An 18,566-nucleotide genomic window follows, 5' to 3' on the forward strand; every position below is an offset into this window, starting at 1 on the left:
GCCCGGGGACGGACCGGTGACGGTGGCGGCGCTGGAGCGCGTACGTTCGCGCCGTGGGAACGAAGGAGCACGATTCGGCGACGCTGTCTTCGGGTCGGCGTGTGCGGGGTCCACGGCCGCGGGCGGCGTAGCAAGCTGTGTGGTGATCGTCCGCAGCGGGCGATACGCGGTGCATCGACTTCCGGATGGAGACCAGATATGTCGATGATTCCTGCTGGATTGAAGTACACCGATGCGCACATGTGGGCACGGCAGGAGCGTGACGGCACGCTGGCGGTCGGACTCACCGACCACGCGCAACAGAACTTGGGCACGATCCTCTTCGTCACCACGCCCCAGGTGGGCATGTTCGTCGGCACCGGCGAGGCCGTCGGCGCCGTGGAGGCGGTCTCGGCCATCGCCGAGATGTACTGCCCGGCCCGCGGCGTGGTGGTCGAGGTCAACCCGGCCATCGCGGATGACCCCGAGCAGGTGAACAACGACCCGTACGCGGCCTGGCTGTTCAAGATCAGGCGAGCGGAAGGGGCCTCGGATGACGAGTTGCTCGACGCCGCCGCCTACCGTCGGTTGCTCGAGGATCTCGGCGCGTAACCGGGAACGCCGTCCCAGCGCAAGCTCGGCTTCAGTCGTCCAGCTCGGGGTCGCGGTCCGGCACTCTGCCGCGCTCGGCACGGGCACCCCGGCCGCGCCAACTCCGGTAGCCGCGATGTGCGGCGAACGCTCCGATGATCGCGGTGGCACACCACACCGCTATGGCGGTGTAGGCGAGAGGGGCCGACAGGTCGCCGATCGACGCGCCGAGCGCGGTGTAGACGAACGCGCGCGGCGCGGATCCGATGAACGCGCCGACGGCCATCTGCCACAACGGAACTCCGAACGCGCCGAACACATACGACGCGAGCGCATCGGAGATGCCGGGAACGAAGCGCTGCCCGACGACCGCCCACAGGCCGCGCCGCTCGATCTGCGCGTCGATGCGCTCGGCCCGCTCGGGGCCGAGCAAGCCGCGCGCGCTCTCGCGGCCCGCCCGACGCCCGAGGAAGCTGGTGATGATCGCCGTGCCCACCGCGGAACCCAGCGTCACGAACGTCCCCACCAGCGGCCCGAACAGCAGTCCGCTTGCCGCGGCCAGCAACGGGCCGGGAACGAAGACGGCCCCGAGGACGGCCGACATCACCACGTAGGCGAACGGTGCGGCGGGCCCCGTCGCCGCGACCACATCGCGCGCACCCTCGACATCGATCACTCGGGCGACGGCGACGAGATAGAACATCACTGCCAGCCCCCCGGCCAGCAGCGCGAGCCGCACGACGTGCCTGCGACGTCCGACGGGAAAGGAATGCTCGGTGCCGGTCATGATGAGCGCAATCCTGCCGCACGCCGACCACCCCTTCGACTCCAGGCGCACGCGAGCCCGCCGTCGGGACGAGGTCTACGGCTACCAGCACCGGCCGAGCGTTCTACCGCTACCCCTAAGCCTCCAAGATCAACCGCACATGGCTGTGGCGTTCACCGAGAGGACTCCTCGCTCATGTGCCGTTGATCTTGATGCCCCCATGGTGTTCGGCTGCGGTAGTGCACAATCGGCGTATGGCACGGTCTCTGCCCGAGGGCGAATCGCTTCTGGTGCGTACTGATTTCACCGACGACGCGGCGTGGGCGCAAACCCTCGCGGCGGTCATCGCGTCCTACGACGAAGACACGATGACAGAGCTGACACCCGTCGACGACGTGGCCTTCGACGGGCTCACCCCCGCCGACCTGGGGGATCTGGTCGATGGCCAGACCTATGTGTTCCTCGCCGACACCACCACGATGACCGACACCGAGCACCCACTGCTGGCGGTCGATACCAGCGACGAGGATGTCCGAGGGGACGGCGACGCGGTGTTCCGGATCGCGCCGAGCGCGATGGCCGAGGTCGAGGCCAACTTCCTCCTCGCCAACATGGACTTCGAGGACTACGCAGGCAGCGTCGACGACGACGGTGTTTTCCGCGGCTTCGTTCGGTGAACGCGGCCGGCACTGAGCGATGTGCCGTTGTTCTCGATGTTCAGGGTGGGTCGCGGGGGAGGAGGGTGCCCAGGGGGCCGAGGTCGATGTTGAGGTCTTCGGGGGTGAGGCCGAAGTGGTCGCGGAGTTCCTCCATGCGTTGTTCCAGGAGCATGAGGGTGGTGCCGATGCGTTCGATCTGGTCGTCGGTGAGGTCGCCGGCGTCGACGCGGCGGATCGCTTGGCGCTCCATGAGTTGGCGGAGCAGTTCCACCAGGGTGAGGACGAGGCTGACCAGTCCGCGCTCGACGGATTCCGGTTCGGTGTCGATACGCGGTGGGATGCCGCCGAACTCAGTCATCGGCGGGCGGTTCCAGGGCGCGCTCCGCGGCGGGCCCGAGCGACGCGGACAGGGTGCTGATCGAGGAGATGAGGGCCCGTAACGAGATCTGGACCAGGTCGACGTCCGCGATGGCGAGTTTGATGTCGCCGGTGATCACCACCCCGCCGGCCAGTACCCGATCCAGCAGGTCGACCAGCGCGACGCGCCGCTCGTCGTCGACCTCCCGGGTGGCCCGGCTCATGCCGACTCCCGCTCCACGCCGGCGAACGAGTACGGCGGCCAAGGGCCGGTGAGTTCGAGCCGGATGCCAGGGAATTCGTCGCCGAGCGCGGCGACGGTGGTGGCGAAGTCGTCGGTGCGGTCGTCGTCCACAAGGTAGGTCCCGTTGAGCACCAGCCAATCCCGGCGGCCGCTCAAGGTCGGGTCGGTCAGCGCCTGACGCCGTCCGGCCGCCGCGTGACGAACCAGGCGCGTGTGGATCTCGTCCGCGCGCTGCGCCGCGTCGCGTTCCACGGTCTCCTGCGCGGACAGTTGCGCGCGGCGGCGGGCCAGATACGCCGCGCCCGCGCCCTTCCCGCTGTTTTCGCTCGCGCGGGCTTCGGCTACGGCCGCGGTGAGCGCGGCGCGGTCACCGTAGGCCTTCACCCCCCATTCGGTGCGGCCGCTCACCAGCGCGAGCGCTGCGGTGAAGTCGGCTCGCCGCTGGTCGAGCAGGTCGCGCACCCGGTCGTCATCCAGGAAAACGGTGGCCAGCCGGAGCGGCACGACCGGACCTCGGCGCACCGCGGCCGACACGACGGCGTCATGCGCCCGGGCCGTGCCCTCCAGCCAATCGAGATCCTCCAGATGCCTGCGCAGCGGTTGCTCCCCGAACACCTCCAGCGGCACCGATCCGACGAGAGCGGTCAGGTCGTCCGAGACCACGGCGCGCACCGGCTCGCCCGCGACGCCGGTCAGCTCGCCGAGGTCCGCCGCGTCGCCCAGGCTGGGCGTCACCGCGTACAGCCAGACGCCGAGATCCTCGGTCACGATCGCTCTTCCCTGGGGGCGCGGCGACGCTCGACGGGCCGAGGCTGTTCGTTCGCGGCCTCCAGTTGGGCGATCCGGTCGCGGAGCTTCTTGTTCTCGAGTTCGAGATCGCGGTCCTGCCGCTCCAGCGTGCGGGCTTTGCTGTTGAGCCAGGGGTCGGTCTCCCACCAATCGATGCCCACCGACTTGGCCGTCTCCAACGACGCGATCACCAGCCGCAGCTTGATCGTGAGCAATTCGATGTCGAGCAGGTTCACCTGAATGTCGCCCGCGATCACCAAACCCTTGTCGAGCACCCGCTCGAGGATGTCGGCGAGGTTCGTCGAATGCCCACCGCCGAAGGGCTGCGGTGCGGACGACCCGCCGCCGACCACCGTCATGACCGAGCCCTTCCGATGTCGGTGCTGCCGCGGCCGTAGCGTCTGGTCCGGTGGTAGGCCAGCAGATTTCCGTCGAGATCGATCTCCACCTCGTAGAGTGCGAGGATGTCCGCCGACGACGGGATGCGGCGGTCCTCGAGCACCTCGATCTCCACCAGCCAGCCGTCCTCCGTCGGTTCCATCGACGTGACCCCCTCCACTTGCTTCGAGGTCAGCTCCACCAGATTCGCGGTGGCCGCCGCGATCGCCTGGGCCGCGGTGAGCCCAGGCGGTTCGTCCGAGGCCGAGCGCACGCCCTCGGTGTCTTCCGAAGTGGTCTTGCGTGCCACGCGCCTCACTCCTTCCGGTCGGTCGCGGTCACGCCCGCCGACCGGTCATGCGATCCAGGATCGCCTGCTGCGCTTGTTTCCGCTCCTCCTCCGACAAGCGACCGGCTGCCGCGGCCGCATCGATCTCCTCGAGTTGCCGCCGCATGAGGGCGGGATCTCGCATCTTCTGCTCCACCTGGTCCTGGATCAATTCCCCCAACCAGATCACTCCGCGCACCGGCGCGACGGGCAACGTCAGGATCGACGTGACGAGACCGAACATTCCCTTACTCCTCGGGTGCGCGCTTCGTCACGAAGTCGTAGGCCGCCATGGGACCGAGCAGATTCAGCTCCACGCGCCCGTCCCAGTCCTCGCCGAGCCGGCGCAACGTGTCCTCCAGCTCGTTCTGCCGAGCCAGCTCGACCAGCACCGCGACGTGGACGGCGTCCTCCTCGTCGGTAGGGTCGCGCTGGTTGACGAGCGGGTCCAACGCTTCGAGTTCGGTGACCACCCGGCGGGTGTCCTCGGCTCGTTTGGCCTCGATGGCCTGATTGATCAGCTCGCCCAGCGCGATCCGCTCGTTGCGGGTGGCGTCCTCCGGTTTGTCGCGGATCGCGTCGCGCAGCCGGGCGGCCTCGGCGTTCTCGTCGAGGAGTTCGCGCAGGATGGCGTCCTCGACGTAGCGTCCCCTGATCACGAACTGCGCGCGGCCTTCGAGTTGCTCCAGCGCGGAGCGGAACTCGTCTTCGTTGGCCCCGAGCAATTCGTTCTCCACCGCCTCCGCGTCGGTCATGACCGCGCCGAACCGCAGCGGCAGCACCGGGGCGACGGCGGCGGACCCGTCCAGCAACTCGGCGTGGGCGGTGAGGTCGTCGGGCGTACCCAGCGGCCGATCCGACGCGAGCGTGCTGACCAGCGCGGCGATCTCGCCGTGCCGCACCACCGACACCTCACCCGGAGGGTCGCCGACACCGCTGGCGTGCGGCTCGGGCTCCACGTCGGCGGGCACAATGCCGTACACATATACGGCGGCTTGACCGGTGGTCATCAGCCCTCCCTACGTTTGGGCCTGTTCGCCGTCTGGCGCTTGTCCTGCACGTCGCCGAGAAAGTCCATGACCTTCTCGCCCGCCGCCTCCAGCGCGCCTTGCGTCTTGTGCTTCGCCAAGCCCTGGGTGCCCTCGCCGACGAGGTCGGTCAGCCCCTTCGGCTGGGTGGAGATCTCCAGCCGGTTGACGGCTTCGGCGAAACGCAAATAGGTGTCCACACTGGCCACCACGACGCGGGCGTCGATGGTCACCAGTTCGATGCCGACCAGTGACACGCGCGCGAACGCGTCGATGACCAGGCCTTTGTCCAGAATCGTGTCGATCACGTCGGCCAGGCTGGAGGAATTCGGGCGCGCCATCGTGCCCGCTCCGCCACCGCCGCCGCCTCCTGCGGGTTCGATGGTCATGCGTGTGCTCCTCGCTTCTCAGGCGACCGGCGGGTCGCCGTGCGACGGCGGCGGGCGGCCGGTCGCCGGCGAGGACGTCGATCCTCGTCTCGCTCGTCCGTCTCTTGCTCGTCGGTTTCGTCTTCTTCCTCGTCCGGCTCCTGGTCGTCCGGCTCTCGTTCCTCTGCGTCCGCGTGGTCTTCTTCGCTGTTCTCCTCTTCTTCGCGACGAGCGGTCTCGTCGTCCTTGACAACCTTGCTGTCGTGGATTTCGCCGTGCCAGCCGACGATGTCGTCGGGATGCAACACGGCCTCGGTCATGACGTGCCGCTGGAAGTGCTTCAGTTCCAGGCGGCAGCGCCGACCGGCCGCGCGCCACATATTGGCGGTCTTCTCGAAGAAGCCCTTGGGGTGGTACTCCAGCACAACGAGAATGCGGGTGTAGCCCGGTGAGAGTTCGTGGAAGGTCACCGCGCCGTCGATGTAGCCCTTGTGGCCTTTGGAACGCCAGACGATCCGCTCGAACGGCACCTGCTCGAGAATCGTGGACTCCCAGGTGCGCCGGGACCAGAACACTTTGCCGGTCCAGCTGAGTTTTTCGTCGGCGACCTGTTCGACCTGCTCGAGCTTCTTGGTGAACTTCGGGAAATCCGCGAACTGGGTCCACTGGTCGTAAGCCAGGTCGACCGGAACGCCCACGTCGACGTGCTCGACGATATTGGTCAGCTTGATCTTCTTGCCGCCGCCCTTGCCCTTGCCGCCGGTGAGCGATTCCTTCACCGTCTCGAACTGGTCGCGCAGTGTGGCGCCGATCTTGGTCTTGCCCATGCTCATGGCCGCGCTGAACGGCGACGCGCCACCGGCGAGCTTCTCCACGCCGGTCAGCGCCGACAGCAGATTCCCGCGATTACCAGCGGCGTAGTCGTTCAACCGGTCCGCGGTCTTCGACACCTGGTTGGTCAACCCGGCCACCGCGCGTTCGGCGAGCGCTCCCGTGAGGGTCTGCACCGACTGCTGCAAGATGCCGGTCGGCGTGGGCGGTGGCGCCTTCTTCTTGGCGGACGATCCCGCCTTCGTGGCGGACGATCCGGCCTTTCTGGCGGAGGATCCCGCCCCCGTCGCGGCTTTGGTGGCCCGGCCCGCTGTATCGGCGGCCACCTTGCCGACTCCTGCGGTCGCGTCGCGCAATATCTTCGCCATCGCCGGTCACCTCCTCGTCCGACGCACCGGCGCTTGACCGGCCTCGGCGCGACTACGGCGGCCACCGGTCCCGGACGGCTTGCGATCCGCGGAGTCGGACGAACGGTCGGCGGAGCGCGAGCTCGCCGCGCGCCTGGCAGCCGTGCTCGACCGGCGAGTGCGCGTCCGCGCGGCGGGACGCTCGGTGTCGTCCTCCGCCGCACCCTGGTCGGCGTCTTCCTCGTCGTCGGGCATCTGATCTTCGTCCTCGTACTCGTCTTCGAGCTCGTTGTCGGGCGTTCGCTCCTCGGCTTCGTCCTCGGGCCCTTGGTCCTCGTCTTCGGCTTCGTCCTCGGGCGCCTGGTCCTCGTCTTCGTACTCGTCCTCGGGCGCTTGATCCTCGTCCTCGTCCTCCGGCGCCTCCTCGTCGTACTCGGAGGACTCGTCTTCGTACTCGTCCTCATCCGAATCCGTCGCCCGCGCGCCCCGCCGGCCCTGGTCGGTCAAGGCCGTCGCACCCTGCTGCAACCGGTCGCTGAGCGCGTCGATGCGGTTGCTGGCCGCGGTGACCGCGGCCGAGCGCACCGCGCCGACCAGCTCGTCGCGCACGGTGTCGGTGATCCGGGTCAACTCCGGTGTCGATCTGAGCAGCTCCGTCCCGCGCTCCAGCAGGCCCCCGGGCGCTCCGGCGGATCGCCTGGCCATCGCGGCGCCCGCCAGCGACATCGCGAAGCGCATCTTGCGCGTGCGGCCCAGGAAGTATCCGATGCCCACCCCTAACGCAATTCTTCCTCCACCTTTCATTGCTCACTCCTTGCTCGCCTCGACGGCAACCCCACCGGCGGAGCCGGGGCGCCGAGACTTGACGTCCTCAGAAGTGGGGTAGACCACATCGCAGTGGCCAAACATCAGCGTATTCCTGGTTAACGAATGGGTCGATGGGTTCTGCCTGCGAGAAGACCTGAAAGACCGGGCGGTCGGAACGCTCCCAGCGATCACCTGGCCCGTAGGAGTCGGCGCAGCGGGAAAAAAATCTCGGGAAACTTCGCCAACTACGTCGAAGACGAACCGCCGGCTCCGACCAGTAGGTGACAGCAGGTCACACCACAGCAGAGGAGCACATCATGTCCGTCAACACCTTCTTCTGGTTCGACAACGCCGCCGAGGAAGCCGCCGCGTTCTACGCCTCGGTGATCCCGAACTCGCGAGTGGTCGAGGTCTCCCGCAACTCCGACGGCTCGGCGTTCATCGTGGCCCTGGACTTGGACGGTCATGCGGTCACGCTGATGAACGGCGGCCCGGACCATCCGCTCACCGATGCCGCGTCGCTGCAGGTGATCGTGGACGGTCAGGACGAGGTCGACCGCCTGTGGGAGGCCCTCACCGCGAACGGCGGCGAGCCCGGGCCGTGCGGCTGGCTGAAAGACCGTTACGGCTTGTCCTGGCAGGTGGTGCCTTCGGCGCTGCCGAAACTGATGAGCGGTGACGATCCCGCCAAGACCATCGCCGTCGGCACCGCTTTGCGGTCGATGTCGAAGCTCGATCTCGCGGTTCTCCAGGACGCCTACGACAACGCCTGATCGGTCCGGCACCGTGAGCGCCGAAGAGCCCGCTCGGACGCCGTTGTCCGGGCGAGCTCTCGCGCGACGGCGTCGTCAGCGCCAGCGTTCGGGTGTCACGGGCGCGTCCCACGCACGGGCGTAACGGCGTTTGTCGGCAGCGTTGTACTCCTTGCTGCGGTAGACCACGTACGGCCGCACCAGATAGCCGATCGGGGCGCTGAACATGTGCACCAGCCGGGTGTAGGGCCACAGGCCGATCAACGCGAGCACGACCAGCCCGTGCAGTTGGAACGTCCACGGGGTATCCACCATGAGCTCGGGCCGGGGCGCGAGGGTGAACAGACTGCGGAACCACGGCGAGACCGTCTCGCGGTAGTTGTAGGTGCCCCACAGCAGGTTGCTGCCCCAGGTGTTGAGCAGGCCGGTGACCAGCGCGGCGGCCAGCAGCACGTACATCAGCTTGTCGTTGCCGGTCGTCGCCTTGCGGACGGCGGGGACGGTGAAACGACGGTAGAGCAGGATGCCGACGCCGGCCAGCACGGCGAGGCCGGCCACCGACCCGGCCGAAACGGCGATCACGTGGTAGACGTGCTCGGAGATGCCGACCGCGGAGGTCCACGACTCCGGGATCAGGACGCCGAGCACGTGACCGCCGAACACCCCCAGCATGCCGAAGTGGAACAGCGGGCTGCCCAGCCGCAGCAGACGGCTCTCGTAGATCTGCGAGGAACGGGTCGTCCAGCCGAACTGGTCGTTGCGGTAGCGCCACAGGTGCCCGAGCACGAAGGACGTGAACGCGACGTACGGCAGGATCAGCCACAGCGAGGTGGGCAGATGCGGCGTTGCGTTCATCGTCGGCCTTCCGATCCGTCGAACAGGGAGGGGTCCATCGCGAAGGGTTCCAGCCCGACTTCCTCCTCGGGCGGGCCCTGCGCGGCGAGTTCGGCGATGCGCCTGCGGTCCGCGGTGGTCGGCGGCGGCAGGGTCGCCCCGACCGCCGCGAGCACTCCGGCGTAGGGCGAGCCGTTGTCCGACAAGGAAAGACGCAGCAGTTCCAGCACCGGCACATGCTCCCCGAGTAGCCGTTCGCCGCCGATCGGATCCACGGTGGCGGCGAACTCCAGCAGCACCGGCAGATGGTCGGGCAGTTCCTCGTCGCCTAGTTCGACGCCGGCGTGCCGGTAGGCGTGCTTGAACCGCAGCAACGCCATCCCGCGCTTGCGAGTGTCGCCGTAGGCGTAGAAGGTCAGGTGCAGGCTGGCGCGGCGGCGCATGTCGAAGGTCGCGACGTAGTCCGCGGCGAGCTCCAGCGGCGGGGTCGTCCGCAGGTGATCGAGACATCCGCTCAGGTGGGCGCGCACCTCATCCGGCAACACGGCCGCGGCCGTGGTCAATTGGTCGATCATGGCCAGCGTCTGCTCGGTCGGGTAGTCCAGCAGCAGCGCGGCGATCCGCCAGACCAATTGGCGGTCGCGTTGTGCGAGCTCCACCGCCGGTTCCGGGCGGCGGCGCAGTTTCAGCAGGCTCATCGCCCTGCTCCGGTCCGAGCGGCCGGGTCTTCGGTCACGGCCGCGTTGCCGTTGCCGTCGGCCGTACCGTTCGTACGCCCGTTCGCGCCGCTGTTCTCGTGCCCGTCGGCCGTGCCGTTCGCATGGCCGTTGGTAGCGCTCTTGCCGTTGCCGTTCGCCGCGGCACCGGCAGGCACCAAGCCCTGGGTGCTCTTGCCGTCCCAGTTCAGCAGATTGATGCGAGACGACTTCTCCTGCGGCGCTGCCCCATTGCTGTCGGTGAGGTGGAACTTCTCCACCATCTGGTCGAACGCCGTCATACCCGGTCCGCCGTCGGTGTCCAGGCTGCATCCGGTGGCCAGCGAGTCCAGTTCGTGCGCACGGGCTCCCGCGCCGGTCGGGATGACGTAGCGGTGCTCGTATTTGGCGATGGCCAGCAGCCGGTACATCGCCTCGATCTCCTCCGGCTCCAGCCGCACCGACGGCGCGATCGTGGGATCGGGCTCCTCACCGAGGTTCACCGACCGCATGAACGAGCGCATCGCCGCCAGACGCTGCAACGCCGCGCGCACCGGCCCCACATCGCCCGCGGTGAACAGCTCGGCCAGGTACTCCACCGGAATGCGCAGCGCGTCGATGGCGCCGAACAGGTTGGACACGTTCTCGCCGTCGTGGCCGGTCTCGGTGAGCACATCCACCACCGGCGACAGCGGCGGTACGTACCAGACCATCGGCATGGTGCGGTACTCCGGATGCAACGGAAGCGCGATCTGATAGTCGACGATCAGCTTGTAGACCGGCGAATCCTGAGCTGCCTGAATCCATTCCGGCGAGATCCCGGCACGCTCCGCCTCCGCGACCACCCGGGGGTCGTGCGGGTTGAGGAACACACCGAGCTGGGACGGGTAGAGATCCTTGTCCTCGGTGACCGACGCGGCCTCCAGCACGGCGTCGGCGTCGTAGAGCATGACGCCGATGTAGCGCAGCCGCCCCACGCAGGTCTCCGAGCACACCGTCGGGATGCCGACCTCCACGCGCGGGTAGCAGAAGGTGCACTTCTCCGCTTTGCCCGTCTTGTGGTTGAAGTAGATCTTCTTGTACGGGCAGCCCGATACGCACTGCCGCCAGCCGCGGCACTTGTCCTGGTCCACCAGCACGATGCCGTCCTCGGCGCGCTTGTAGATCGCGCCGGAGGGGCAGGAAGCAGCGCACGACGGATTGAGGCAGTGCTCGCAGATGCGCGGCAGGTAGAACATGAAGGTCTCTTCGAACTCCAGTTTCACCTGATCGGACAGCTTCGCCAGCAGCGGGTCCTTGCCGACCTGCTCCGGACCCGAACCCAGGTCGTCGTCCCAGTTGGCGCCCCAGGTGACCTTCGTGTCCTCGCCGGTGATCAGCGATTTGGGCCGTGCGACCGGCGTCGTGTCGACCGGCGGTGAGGACAGCAGGTTGTCGTAGTCGTAGCTCCACGGCTCGTAGTAGTCCTCGACCGTGGGCAGATCCGGATTCGCGAAGATGTTCAGCAGCCGCTTCAACCGGGACCCGGACTCGAGGGTGAGCTTGCCGCGCTTGTTCAGCGTCCAGCCGCCCTTCCACTTCTCCTGATCCTGGTACTGGCGCGGATAGCCCTGTCCCGGACGGGTTTCCACGTTGTTGAACCAGACGTATTCGGTGCCGCCGCGGTTGGTCCACGCCTGCTTGCAGGTGACCGAACAGGTGTGGCAGCCGATGCACTTGTCCAGGTTCATCACCATGGCCAGCTGTGCCATGACGCGCATGTCAGTACTCCACTTCCTGCGACCGTTTGCGGATCGTCGTGACTTCGTCGCGCTGGTTTCCGGTGGGGCCGTGGTAGTTCAGCGCGAAGGACTGCTGCGCGTAGCCGCCGATGAGATGCGAGGGCTTGATCATGATGCGGGTGAGCGCGTTGTGGATGCCGCCGCGCTTGCCCCGGCCTTTGGTGTCCTCGCCGAGACCCTCGATGCGCGGCACGTCGACCGCGCGGTCCTGGGCGTGGTACATGAAGACCGTGCCCTCCGGCATCCGGTGGCTGACGATGGCGCGCGCCACCACGATGCCGTTGCGGTTGATCGCCTCGATCCAGTCGTTGTCGGCCACCCCGATCTTCGCCGCGTCGCGATCGGACATCCAGATCGTCTGCCCGCCGCGCGAGAGCGTCAGCATGTGCAGGTTGTCCTGGTAGGCGGAGTGGATCGACCACTTCGAGTGCGGGGTCAGGTACCGCACGGTGACGCCCTTGTCGCCGACCTCGCCGATCGTGGGCTCACGGAACAGCGCGGTCATGTCCAGCGGCGGACGGAAGATCGGCAGCTGCTCACCGAGCTCGATCATCCAGTCGTGATCGAGGTAGAAGTGCTGCCGCCCGGTCAGCGTGTGCCATGGCTTGAGCCGCTCGGTGTTGATGGTGAACGGCGAGTACCTGCGGCCGCCGGTCTCGCTGCCCGACCACTCCGGCGAGGTGATCACCGGCACCGGACGGGCCTGGGTGTCGGCGAAGGTGATCCGTTTGCCCTCGTGCTCGGCGGCCAGGTCGGCCAGCTGGGTGCCGGTGCGGCGCTCGAGGGCGTGGAAGCCCTCCACCGCCAGGCGGCCGTTCGTGGTGCCCGACAGGGCGAGGATCGCCTCGGCCGCGTGCGTGTCCTTGGCCAGCGACGGGCGGCCCTGCGCCACGCCCGACACCACCGTGCCGTTCACCCCGGCGAGGTATGCGACCTCCTGGTCGGGGTAGGTGGTGACGCCCTTGGTGGTGACGCCGAGCGTGTCGACCAGCGGCCCGAGCGCGGCCATCTTCTCCGCCAGCTTCGGGTAGTCGCGTTCGACGACCACCAGCTTCGGCATGGTCTTGCCCGGAATCGGTTCGCACTCACCGGCTTTCCAGTCCAGCACGCGCCCGCCCGCCTGCGCCGTCGCGTCCGGCGAGTCGTGCTGCAACGGCACGGCCACGATGTCCTTGCGCTTGCCCAGGTGCTTCTCGGCCATCCAGGAGAAGCCGCGCGCGATCCGGTGGAACGCGTCGAAGTCGGTCTTGGCCTCCCACGGCGGCGAGATGGCCGGGGAGAAGGCGTGCACGAACGGGTGCATGTCGGTGGAGGACAGGTCGTGCTTCTCGTACCAGGTGGCGGCGGGCAGCACGATATCGGAGAACAGCGTGGTGCTGGTCATCCGGAAGTCCAGCGACAGCAGCAGATCCAGCTTGCCGGTGGCCGCGGTCTCGCGCCAGTTCAGCTCCTGCGGCCGCACCCCGGTGGCGTCGGTGGTCTGCAGGTTGGAGTCGGCGCCGAGCAGGTGGCGCTGGAAGTACTCGTTGCCCTTGCCCGAGGAGCCGAGCAGGTTCGCCCGCCACACGGTCAGGCAGCGCGGGAAGTTCTCCGGCGCGTCCGGGTCCTCGCAGGCGAACTTCAGATCGCCGGACTTCAGCCCGTCCACCACGTGCTCGGGCGCGGTCTTGCCCGCGGCCTCGGCCTCGTCCACCAGGTCGAGCGGATTGCGGTCGAAGGTGGGGTAGCTCGGCATCCAGCCCAGGCGGCTGGCCAGCGCGATGTTGTCGGCGGCCGTGCGGCCGGCGAACTTGCCCGCGCCGAGCGGCGAGGCGAACGACTCCGCGGTGAACGGGTCGTAGCGCCACTGATCGTTGGTCAGGTACCAGAACACCGTGCCCTGCATCTGCCGCGGCGGCCGCTGCCAGTCCAGGCCGAAGGCCAGGGTGGACCAGCCGGTGACCGGACGGCACTTCTCCTGTCCGACGTAGTGCGCCCAGCCGCCGCCGTTGACGCCCTGGCAGCCGGTCAGCAGGGTCAAGGTGAAGAACGCGCGGTAGATCTGATCGGAGTGGAACCAGTGATTGGTCCCGGCGCCCATGAGGATCATCGAGCGGCCGCCGGAACGGTCGGCGTTGTCGGCGAACTCCCGCGCGATGCGCTGGGCCTGCACGGCGGGCACGCCGGTGATGGCCTCCTGCCAGGCCGGGGTGTACGGCTCCGCCGCGTCGTCGTAGCCGCTGGGCCACGTGCCGGGCAGGCCGTCGCGGCCGACGCCGTACTGCGCCAGCAGCAGATCGAAGACCGTGGTGACGCGCCTGCCCGCGACGGTCGTGGTCGGCACGCCACGGGTGAGCACGCCGGGGGTGTCGCTGTCGAAGCGGGGAATCCGTACGGCCGCAGCGTCGTCGGTGCGGCCGTACAGACTCAGGAGGGGATCGACGTCCCCGAGATCGAGGTTCCAGCGCCCGGTTCCCGCTTCACCGAACCGATGGCCGAGCGACCCGTTGGGCACCACCGGCTGTGCCTGCGCGTCCAGCAGGACCGTCTGGAACTCCACGCCCTCACCGGTTCGGCCGAGGTCGGCGGCGGTGAGGAACTTCCCGGGGACGTAGGCCCCGTCGTGCTCGTCCAGCGTGATCAGGAATGGCAGGTCGGTGAAGCGTTTGATGTAGTCGAGGAAGCGGGGCGTGGTCTTCTCGACGAAGAACTCCTTCAGCACCACGTGGCCCATCGCCATGGCCAGGGCCGCGTCGGTGCCTGGACGGGCGGGCACCCACTCGTCGGCGAACTTGGTGTTGTCGGCGTAGTCGGGGGAGACCACGACGACCTTCTGGCCCCGGTAGCGGGCCTCGGTCATGTAGTGCGCGTCCGGCGTCCGGGTGACCGGCACGTTCGAGCCCCACATGATGAGGTACCCGGCGTCGAACCAGTCCGCGGACTCCGGCACGTCGGTCTGGTCGCCGAACACCTGCGGCGAGGCCACCGGCAGGTCGGCGTACCAGTCGTAGAACGACAGCATGGAGCCGCCGAGCAGCGAGATGAACCGCGCGCCCACGGCGTGGCTGACCATGGACATGGCCGGGATCGGCGAGAACCCCGCCACCCGGTCCGGGCCGTACTGCTTGATCGTGTAGACGTGTGCCGCGGCGGCGATCTCGGCCGCCTCCCACCACTCGGCGCGCACGAATCCGCCCTTGCCGCGGGCGGCCTTGTAGCTGCGCGCCTTCTCCGGGTCCTCGACGACATCGGCCCAGGCCAGCACCGGATCCTTGAGCCGGGACTTGGCCTCCCGGTACAGCTCGAGCAACGTGCCGCGCACGTAGGGATAGCGCACCCGGGCGGGCGAGTAGGTGTACCAGGAGAACGACGCGCCGCGGGGACAGCCGCGCGGCTCGTACTCCGGCTTGTCGGCGCCCACCGACGGGTAGTCGGTCTGCTGCGACTCCCAGGTGATCACACCGTCTTTCACGTAGATCTTCCACGAGCACGACCCGGTGCAGTTCACGCCGTGCGTGGAGCGCACCACCTTGTCGTGCGACCAGCGGTCGCGGTAGAACTCGTCGGCGCTGCGCCCGCCGACCTTGTGCAGCGTCCGGTGATCGGACGACACTTCGCCCCGGTGGAAATATTTCCCCAGCCGCAGGAGCGCGTCCCCGGCGTCGGTGGCCGGAGCGGAGGGTACGTGACCCTGGGTACGCGAATTAACCACGACGTCCCCTTCGAGCTGTGCGATCGGGTTGATGTTCCGACTGTAAAGAGGCGTGCACGGCTGGCCAAACCTCTTTCTCACAGCCCATTCGGGGGTGTGGTGAGTTGTGAGATCGGCGCAACGTCACGGTCACGGTAACGCGCGGTTTCCGCGTGGCATCCGGTGCGTCGACCAGAGGAAAAACGCTCTGAACTGGTCTGATCCGGATCCGAGGGGTCGGCTCACGGGTGCGTCGGTGATGCTTTGGAAACCGCTGGTTCTCCAGTGCTTTACATTTGTTAACACATCGGATCGGTCGTCGGCGGAGTGTGTTTTATCCGTCCCGGCGAGTTTCGCTCGCGGTTTCCTGGCAATGCATTGTAAGCGTAATCACAATTCGCTGGAATTTCGCCCGACGTCGCATCAATTCCGGTGTGCCCCTGGCGGCGGTCGTCCGTCGATGGAGTGTCGCGGTGGACACTCACCCTGACCAGCGCGAGTGAGGCATTCGACTGGTCGTGGATGCGTACCGCCATCCGGTCATCGACATGGGATGTACCTCGCGATGCCTGTGGACCTCGCCCGGGCGATCGAGGTCGGAGACGGCATGCTTGCGCCGAATCGCCTACTCCAACCACATCCCGACCAACCATCTTCAGCGAGCGCTACGTGGACGCGGTCCGAGCTCGCCCGCAGCATGAGCCGTGCCTGCGTGCCAGTGGCGAGCTGGACATGCTGGTCTCCGAAGTGCCGTTCAGCTTTCGACGTGCCTACGCCATCGTGGATCGCTGTATCGAGGATGCCGGCGGCAAGTGGCCGGCGAAGCCGATCGCTCCCGACACCGTGCTCGTAATCGAGGTCGTCTCTCCTGGGGTGATCACCGTGGATTGCATCGCCAAGCGCAGAGAACGCGAAGCTTGATATCCAGCCGGGATCTCGGCTACGGCCGGATCGTCGCCGCCGAGTCCTTTGATCAGCTCGTAGTCGGTGATCCGCAGCATGCCGAGCGCGCCGGGGACCGCCGAGCGGGTGGCCAGTGCCGTCGCGAACGGCGGATGGATGTGCACGACCGCCTGGGCCGGGCGGGTCCGGTAGACGGCGGTGTGGATCGTCGTCTCCGCGGAAGGTCTGCGCCCGTGGTCGGCGACGGGCGTGGAGTCCGCCACGCGCACGATGACCATATCGCGCGCGCTGAACTCACCTGACGGCTCGCAGTGGCTCGACTCCTACCATGGGGGCGTCGAAGAGGAGCCGTAGACATGGGTTCTTTGCAGAACCGCTTTTGGGCGCTTTGCGTCCAAAGAAGTGGTTGCTCCACCTTGACGATAGGTGTGCGCGTTCTGATCAGGGCCACCTTCACAGATTCGCGGTTACTGTCCTTCGAATTCAGTGCCAGCGGCATCGTCATAGAATTTCGGTGACGCCATGGTCCTCTCCTCGGCGGGAATGGCATCGCGCTGAGCTTTAGCCTCGGCCAGCATTCTCAGCGCTTGTTCACGTTCCTCGTCGCTGAGCGGGGATAAACCCAGATCTTCTCGCGTCGAGAAGACTTTTCCGGCAATTTCCTTACTCATTACACGTTCCTATCTTTCGATCATCTGAATCAAGGTTTTTCCGGTCACGGGATCAACAGTTTTGTCAAGGTCTCAAAATTCGTTCCACTCCTGAAGAGGATTTCATTCTCCTTGACCCCCATGGCCTCAACAGTGGAATAGGGCGCGACATCTTTGCCGGTCTTCGACACGATCGTGAACTCGACATTCCCGGGAAATGCCGTTGAAGCCGACGATGAAGTGCTGGTAAATGCTTTCTCGGTTACAACCTCGCCAACCTTGTAATCGTCGATAACGCTCTGCGGAAGCGTGGTACCTCGGTAAACCACGCCGTTGTGGTCGGGGAGCTTGGCGAGTGCTTCGTTGATTGCATCGATCCGAGCCTTCTGCGATGCGTCCATGGTTCCCTCCCTCAGCGCCCTATTGAGATCTGCGTAACCGGGTCCAGTGTAGTCGGCGAGCGCGTCTAGGTCCTTCTGCGTAAGCGTCACTTTCTTAGGAACCCTGCGGGCGGCATCATCTGCACGCCCCTTGACGAGATTTATGATGCGGTCCAGCTTCTCGCGAATGGTCGAGATCACCTTATTGGTCTTGACCTTGACTGCAAGCTTGGCGGCGTCGATGATGTCCTTGATCTTGCCCGCATACTTCATGACCTTTTCCGCGATCTTGCCCGCACGGAGCGCAGCCACTGCGGCTGCACCGAACCCTGCGGATAGCGCCCCCGCGACCGCAGAGCAGACCAGGGTGACCGCAACTTCGGTCGCTATGTCCTCGGCGAGATCTTCCAGCAGCGAGACCAACTTGGCACGCATCTCGTCAATGGCGGCCTTCTGATCACGACAGGACTGGGCAATGTCAGAGAAAATGGAGGCGACATCCTCTGCGGCCGCCTTCATCTCGCGAATGTCTTCATCGATGAACGACGCCTCTGGTGCGGTCACCGCCTCGAAGCTCTTCGCGGCCCCTTCGAGCTTGGCTGCCAACCCGGCTACGGCACCACTCTTCGCCAACGTGTCCCATACGTCAGCGGCAGTAAGAAGCTTGTCAGGGTCGCCGTCGGGAATCGGCACCCCCGCCTTGCTGGCGAGCTCGAATCCATCGTCGACCAGTCCATTGCCGGGGCCTCCCGCCGAAGGCGGCGGTTGCGGGCAGGTGCTCCACGCAAACGGGAGCGGTGTCGGTTTCCCTGGCTCCGGGCGGCCAGTGCCTTTCTGATAGTCGGCGAGGGCATAGTTGTAACCAGCCTCCTGCAAGATATCGGCGTAGTTGTCGATCGCCTGGACCAGATTGCTCGACAAGACGTACGCGTCTATGGCGGTGGCGTCATAGGAGCTCGCCCACTCCTTACACGCTCCGACAGTGCCACCCATCTCTCTGCTATCGGACAGCTGTCCCATCGCGTTTGAGAATGCTTTGTGGAAATCCACAGCATAGGTATTGAGGTTGCTCGCAGTTATGACATAGATCAGTGGATCGACATTGAATTCGGTCACACCGACACCTATCCGCGGCCGAGCATGCGAAGATTCGTGGCCGCAGCGGAACTATATCTATCGTGGGCATCCGCGGCAGCCTGCTTCATCGCCGTGATGCCCTCGGAAACATCAGTTGCCCCGGTCATCCACTGACGGAATGCGTCAGCCTGTGCCTCGGCCGCCGCGCCGTTCCAGTTCTGCTGTACATGATCGATCCGCTGCTGCAAACCAGAAATGCTGTCGGAAAGAAAACCGACGAACGCATCCAGCCGGGACTTGATCTGTTCAAGCTCGGCCAGCTTGACTGGGAAAGGCTGTGTGTTGTCCATGT

General features: G+C 66.7%; 22 protein-coding genes. 3 read left to right on the plus strand and 19 right to left on the minus strand.

Features of this window, described 5'->3' with window-relative positions; translation table 11 throughout:
- The first annotated feature begins 198 nt into the window (after positions 1–198).
- On the plus strand, positions 199–591 hold the full coding sequence (gene gcvH / locus QMG86_RS05095; RefSeq protein ID WP_281877962.1) for a glycine cleavage system protein GcvH: 393 nt from the start codon (positions 199–201) through the stop codon (positions 589–591).
- 31 nt (positions 592–622) lie between these two features.
- Here gcvH and QMG86_RS05100 read toward each other — a convergent pair whose 3' ends face one another.
- Positions 623–1,357 (minus strand): TVP38/TMEM64 family protein, encoded by a 735-nt coding sequence (locus QMG86_RS05100; protein WP_281877963.1) that lies wholly within the window; start codon positions 1,355–1,357, stop codon positions 623–625.
- Positions 1,358–1,590: 233 nt separating this feature from the next.
- On the opposite strand from QMG86_RS05100, the gene QMG86_RS05105 reads away from it, so the two are divergent.
- Positions 1,591–2,013, plus strand: a complete 423-nt coding sequence (locus tag QMG86_RS05105; RefSeq protein ID WP_281877965.1) for a DUF6924 domain-containing protein — start codon at positions 1,591–1,593, stop codon at positions 2,011–2,013.
- A 40-nt stretch (positions 2,014–2,053) separates the two neighbouring features.
- Here the strand turns inward: QMG86_RS05105 and QMG86_RS05110 are convergent, their stop codons facing one another.
- From QMG86_RS05110 to QMG86_RS05155, 10 genes are read right to left on the minus strand one after another with little or no spacing between them, the layout of a single operon-like run.
- Positions 2,054–2,353 (minus strand): gas vesicle protein K, encoded by a 300-nt coding sequence (locus QMG86_RS05110; protein ID WP_281877966.1) that lies wholly within the window; start codon positions 2,351–2,353, stop codon positions 2,054–2,056.
- Positions 2,346–2,576: a gas vesicle protein gene (locus tag QMG86_RS05115; protein ID WP_281877967.1), complete on the minus strand. Its 231-nt coding sequence runs from the start codon at positions 2,574–2,576 to the stop codon at positions 2,346–2,348. Before QMG86_RS05115 ends, QMG86_RS05110 begins: the two co-directional genes overlap by 8 nt.
- Entirely contained in the window at positions 2,573–3,364 is a 792-nt protein-coding gene (locus QMG86_RS05120; RefSeq protein WP_281877969.1) for a GvpL/GvpF family gas vesicle protein, read from the minus strand. Before QMG86_RS05120 ends, QMG86_RS05115 begins: the two co-directional genes overlap by 4 nt.
- On the minus strand, positions 3,361–3,744 hold the full coding sequence (locus QMG86_RS05125; protein ID WP_281877970.1) for a gas vesicle protein: 384 nt from the start codon (positions 3,742–3,744) through the stop codon (positions 3,361–3,363). Before QMG86_RS05125 ends, QMG86_RS05120 begins: the two co-directional genes overlap by 4 nt.
- Positions 3,741–4,073, minus strand: a complete 333-nt coding sequence (gene gvpO, locus QMG86_RS05130; protein WP_281877971.1) for a gas vesicle protein GvpO — start codon at positions 4,071–4,073, stop codon at positions 3,741–3,743. Before gvpO ends, QMG86_RS05125 begins: the two co-directional genes overlap by 4 nt.
- 28 nt (positions 4,074–4,101) lie before the next feature.
- Positions 4,102–4,335 carry a gas vesicle protein GvpG gene (locus QMG86_RS05135; RefSeq protein WP_281877972.1) on the minus strand — a complete coding sequence of 78 codons (234 nt, stop codon included), beginning with the start codon at positions 4,333–4,335 and terminating at the stop codon, positions 4,102–4,104.
- 4 nt (positions 4,336–4,339) lie between these two features.
- Positions 4,340–5,101, minus strand: coding sequence for a GvpL/GvpF family gas vesicle protein (locus tag QMG86_RS05140; RefSeq protein WP_281877973.1), 762 nt, complete (start codon positions 5,099–5,101; stop codon positions 4,340–4,342).
- A complete protein-coding gene (gvpJ, locus tag QMG86_RS05145; RefSeq protein ID WP_281877975.1) occupies positions 5,101–5,508 on the minus strand; it encodes a gas vesicle protein GvpJ in 408 nt (135 codons plus the stop codon). The genes QMG86_RS05140 and gvpJ overlap by 1 nt, the downstream gene beginning before the upstream one ends.
- Entirely contained in the window at positions 5,505–6,686 is a 1,182-nt protein-coding gene (locus QMG86_RS05150; RefSeq protein ID WP_281877976.1) for an SRPBCC family protein, read from the minus strand. The genes gvpJ and QMG86_RS05150 overlap by 4 nt, the downstream gene beginning before the upstream one ends.
- 6 nt (positions 6,687–6,692) lie before the next feature.
- A complete protein-coding gene (locus QMG86_RS05155) occupies positions 6,693–7,469 on the minus strand; it encodes a hypothetical protein (RefSeq protein WP_281877978.1) in 777 nt (258 codons plus the stop codon).
- Positions 7,470–7,789: 320 nt separating this feature from the next.
- Here QMG86_RS05155 and QMG86_RS05160 point away from each other — a divergent pair, with 320 nt between their 5' ends.
- A complete protein-coding gene (locus tag QMG86_RS05160; protein WP_281877979.1) occupies positions 7,790–8,245 on the plus strand; it encodes a VOC family protein in 456 nt (151 codons plus the stop codon).
- A gap of 75 nt (positions 8,246–8,320) precedes the next feature.
- On the opposite strand, the gene narI is transcribed toward QMG86_RS05160, so the two are convergent.
- The 8 genes from narI to QMG86_RS05200 form a co-directional block, all read right to left on the minus strand.
- The gene (gene narI / locus QMG86_RS05165; protein WP_281877980.1) at positions 8,321–9,079 is read right to left on the minus strand and encodes a respiratory nitrate reductase subunit gamma; all 759 of its coding nucleotides are present in this window, start codon (positions 9,077–9,079) and stop codon (positions 8,321–8,323) included.
- Positions 9,076–9,756, minus strand: a complete 681-nt coding sequence (gene narJ / locus QMG86_RS05170; RefSeq protein ID WP_281877981.1) for a nitrate reductase molybdenum cofactor assembly chaperone — start codon at positions 9,754–9,756, stop codon at positions 9,076–9,078. The genes narI and narJ overlap by 4 nt, the downstream gene beginning before the upstream one ends.
- Positions 9,753–11,504, minus strand: a complete 1,752-nt coding sequence (gene narH, locus QMG86_RS05175) for a nitrate reductase subunit beta (RefSeq protein ID WP_281880790.1) — start codon at positions 11,502–11,504, stop codon at positions 9,753–9,755. The genes narJ and narH overlap by 4 nt, the downstream gene beginning before the upstream one ends.
- A gap of 10 nt (positions 11,505–11,514) precedes the next feature.
- A complete protein-coding gene (locus QMG86_RS05180; protein ID WP_281877983.1) occupies positions 11,515–15,225 on the minus strand; it encodes a nitrate reductase subunit alpha in 3,711 nt (1,236 codons plus the stop codon).
- Between the two features lie 749 nt (positions 15,226–15,974).
- Complete coding sequence (locus QMG86_RS05185; protein ID WP_281877985.1) at positions 15,975–16,370, minus strand: class II aldolase/adducin family protein; 396 nt, start codon at positions 16,368–16,370, stop codon at positions 15,975–15,977.
- A 204-nt stretch (positions 16,371–16,574) separates the two neighbouring features.
- Positions 16,575–16,778, minus strand: coding sequence for a hypothetical protein (locus QMG86_RS05190; protein WP_281877986.1), 204 nt, complete (start codon positions 16,776–16,778; stop codon positions 16,575–16,577).
- Between the two features lie 44 nt (positions 16,779–16,822).
- Entirely contained in the window at positions 16,823–18,253 is a 1,431-nt protein-coding gene (locus QMG86_RS05195; protein ID WP_281877987.1) for an ADP-ribosyltransferase, read from the minus strand.
- An 8-nt stretch (positions 18,254–18,261) separates the two neighbouring features.
- A complete protein-coding gene (locus QMG86_RS05200; RefSeq protein ID WP_281877989.1) occupies positions 18,262–18,564 on the minus strand; it encodes a WXG100 family type VII secretion target in 303 nt (100 codons plus the stop codon).
- Between the last annotated feature and the right edge of the window lie 2 nt (positions 18,565–18,566).

It is taken from the genome of Nocardia sputorum (assembly GCF_027924405.1).
Classification (GTDB): Bacteria; Actinomycetota; Actinomycetes; order Mycobacteriales; family Mycobacteriaceae; genus Nocardia; species Nocardia sputorum.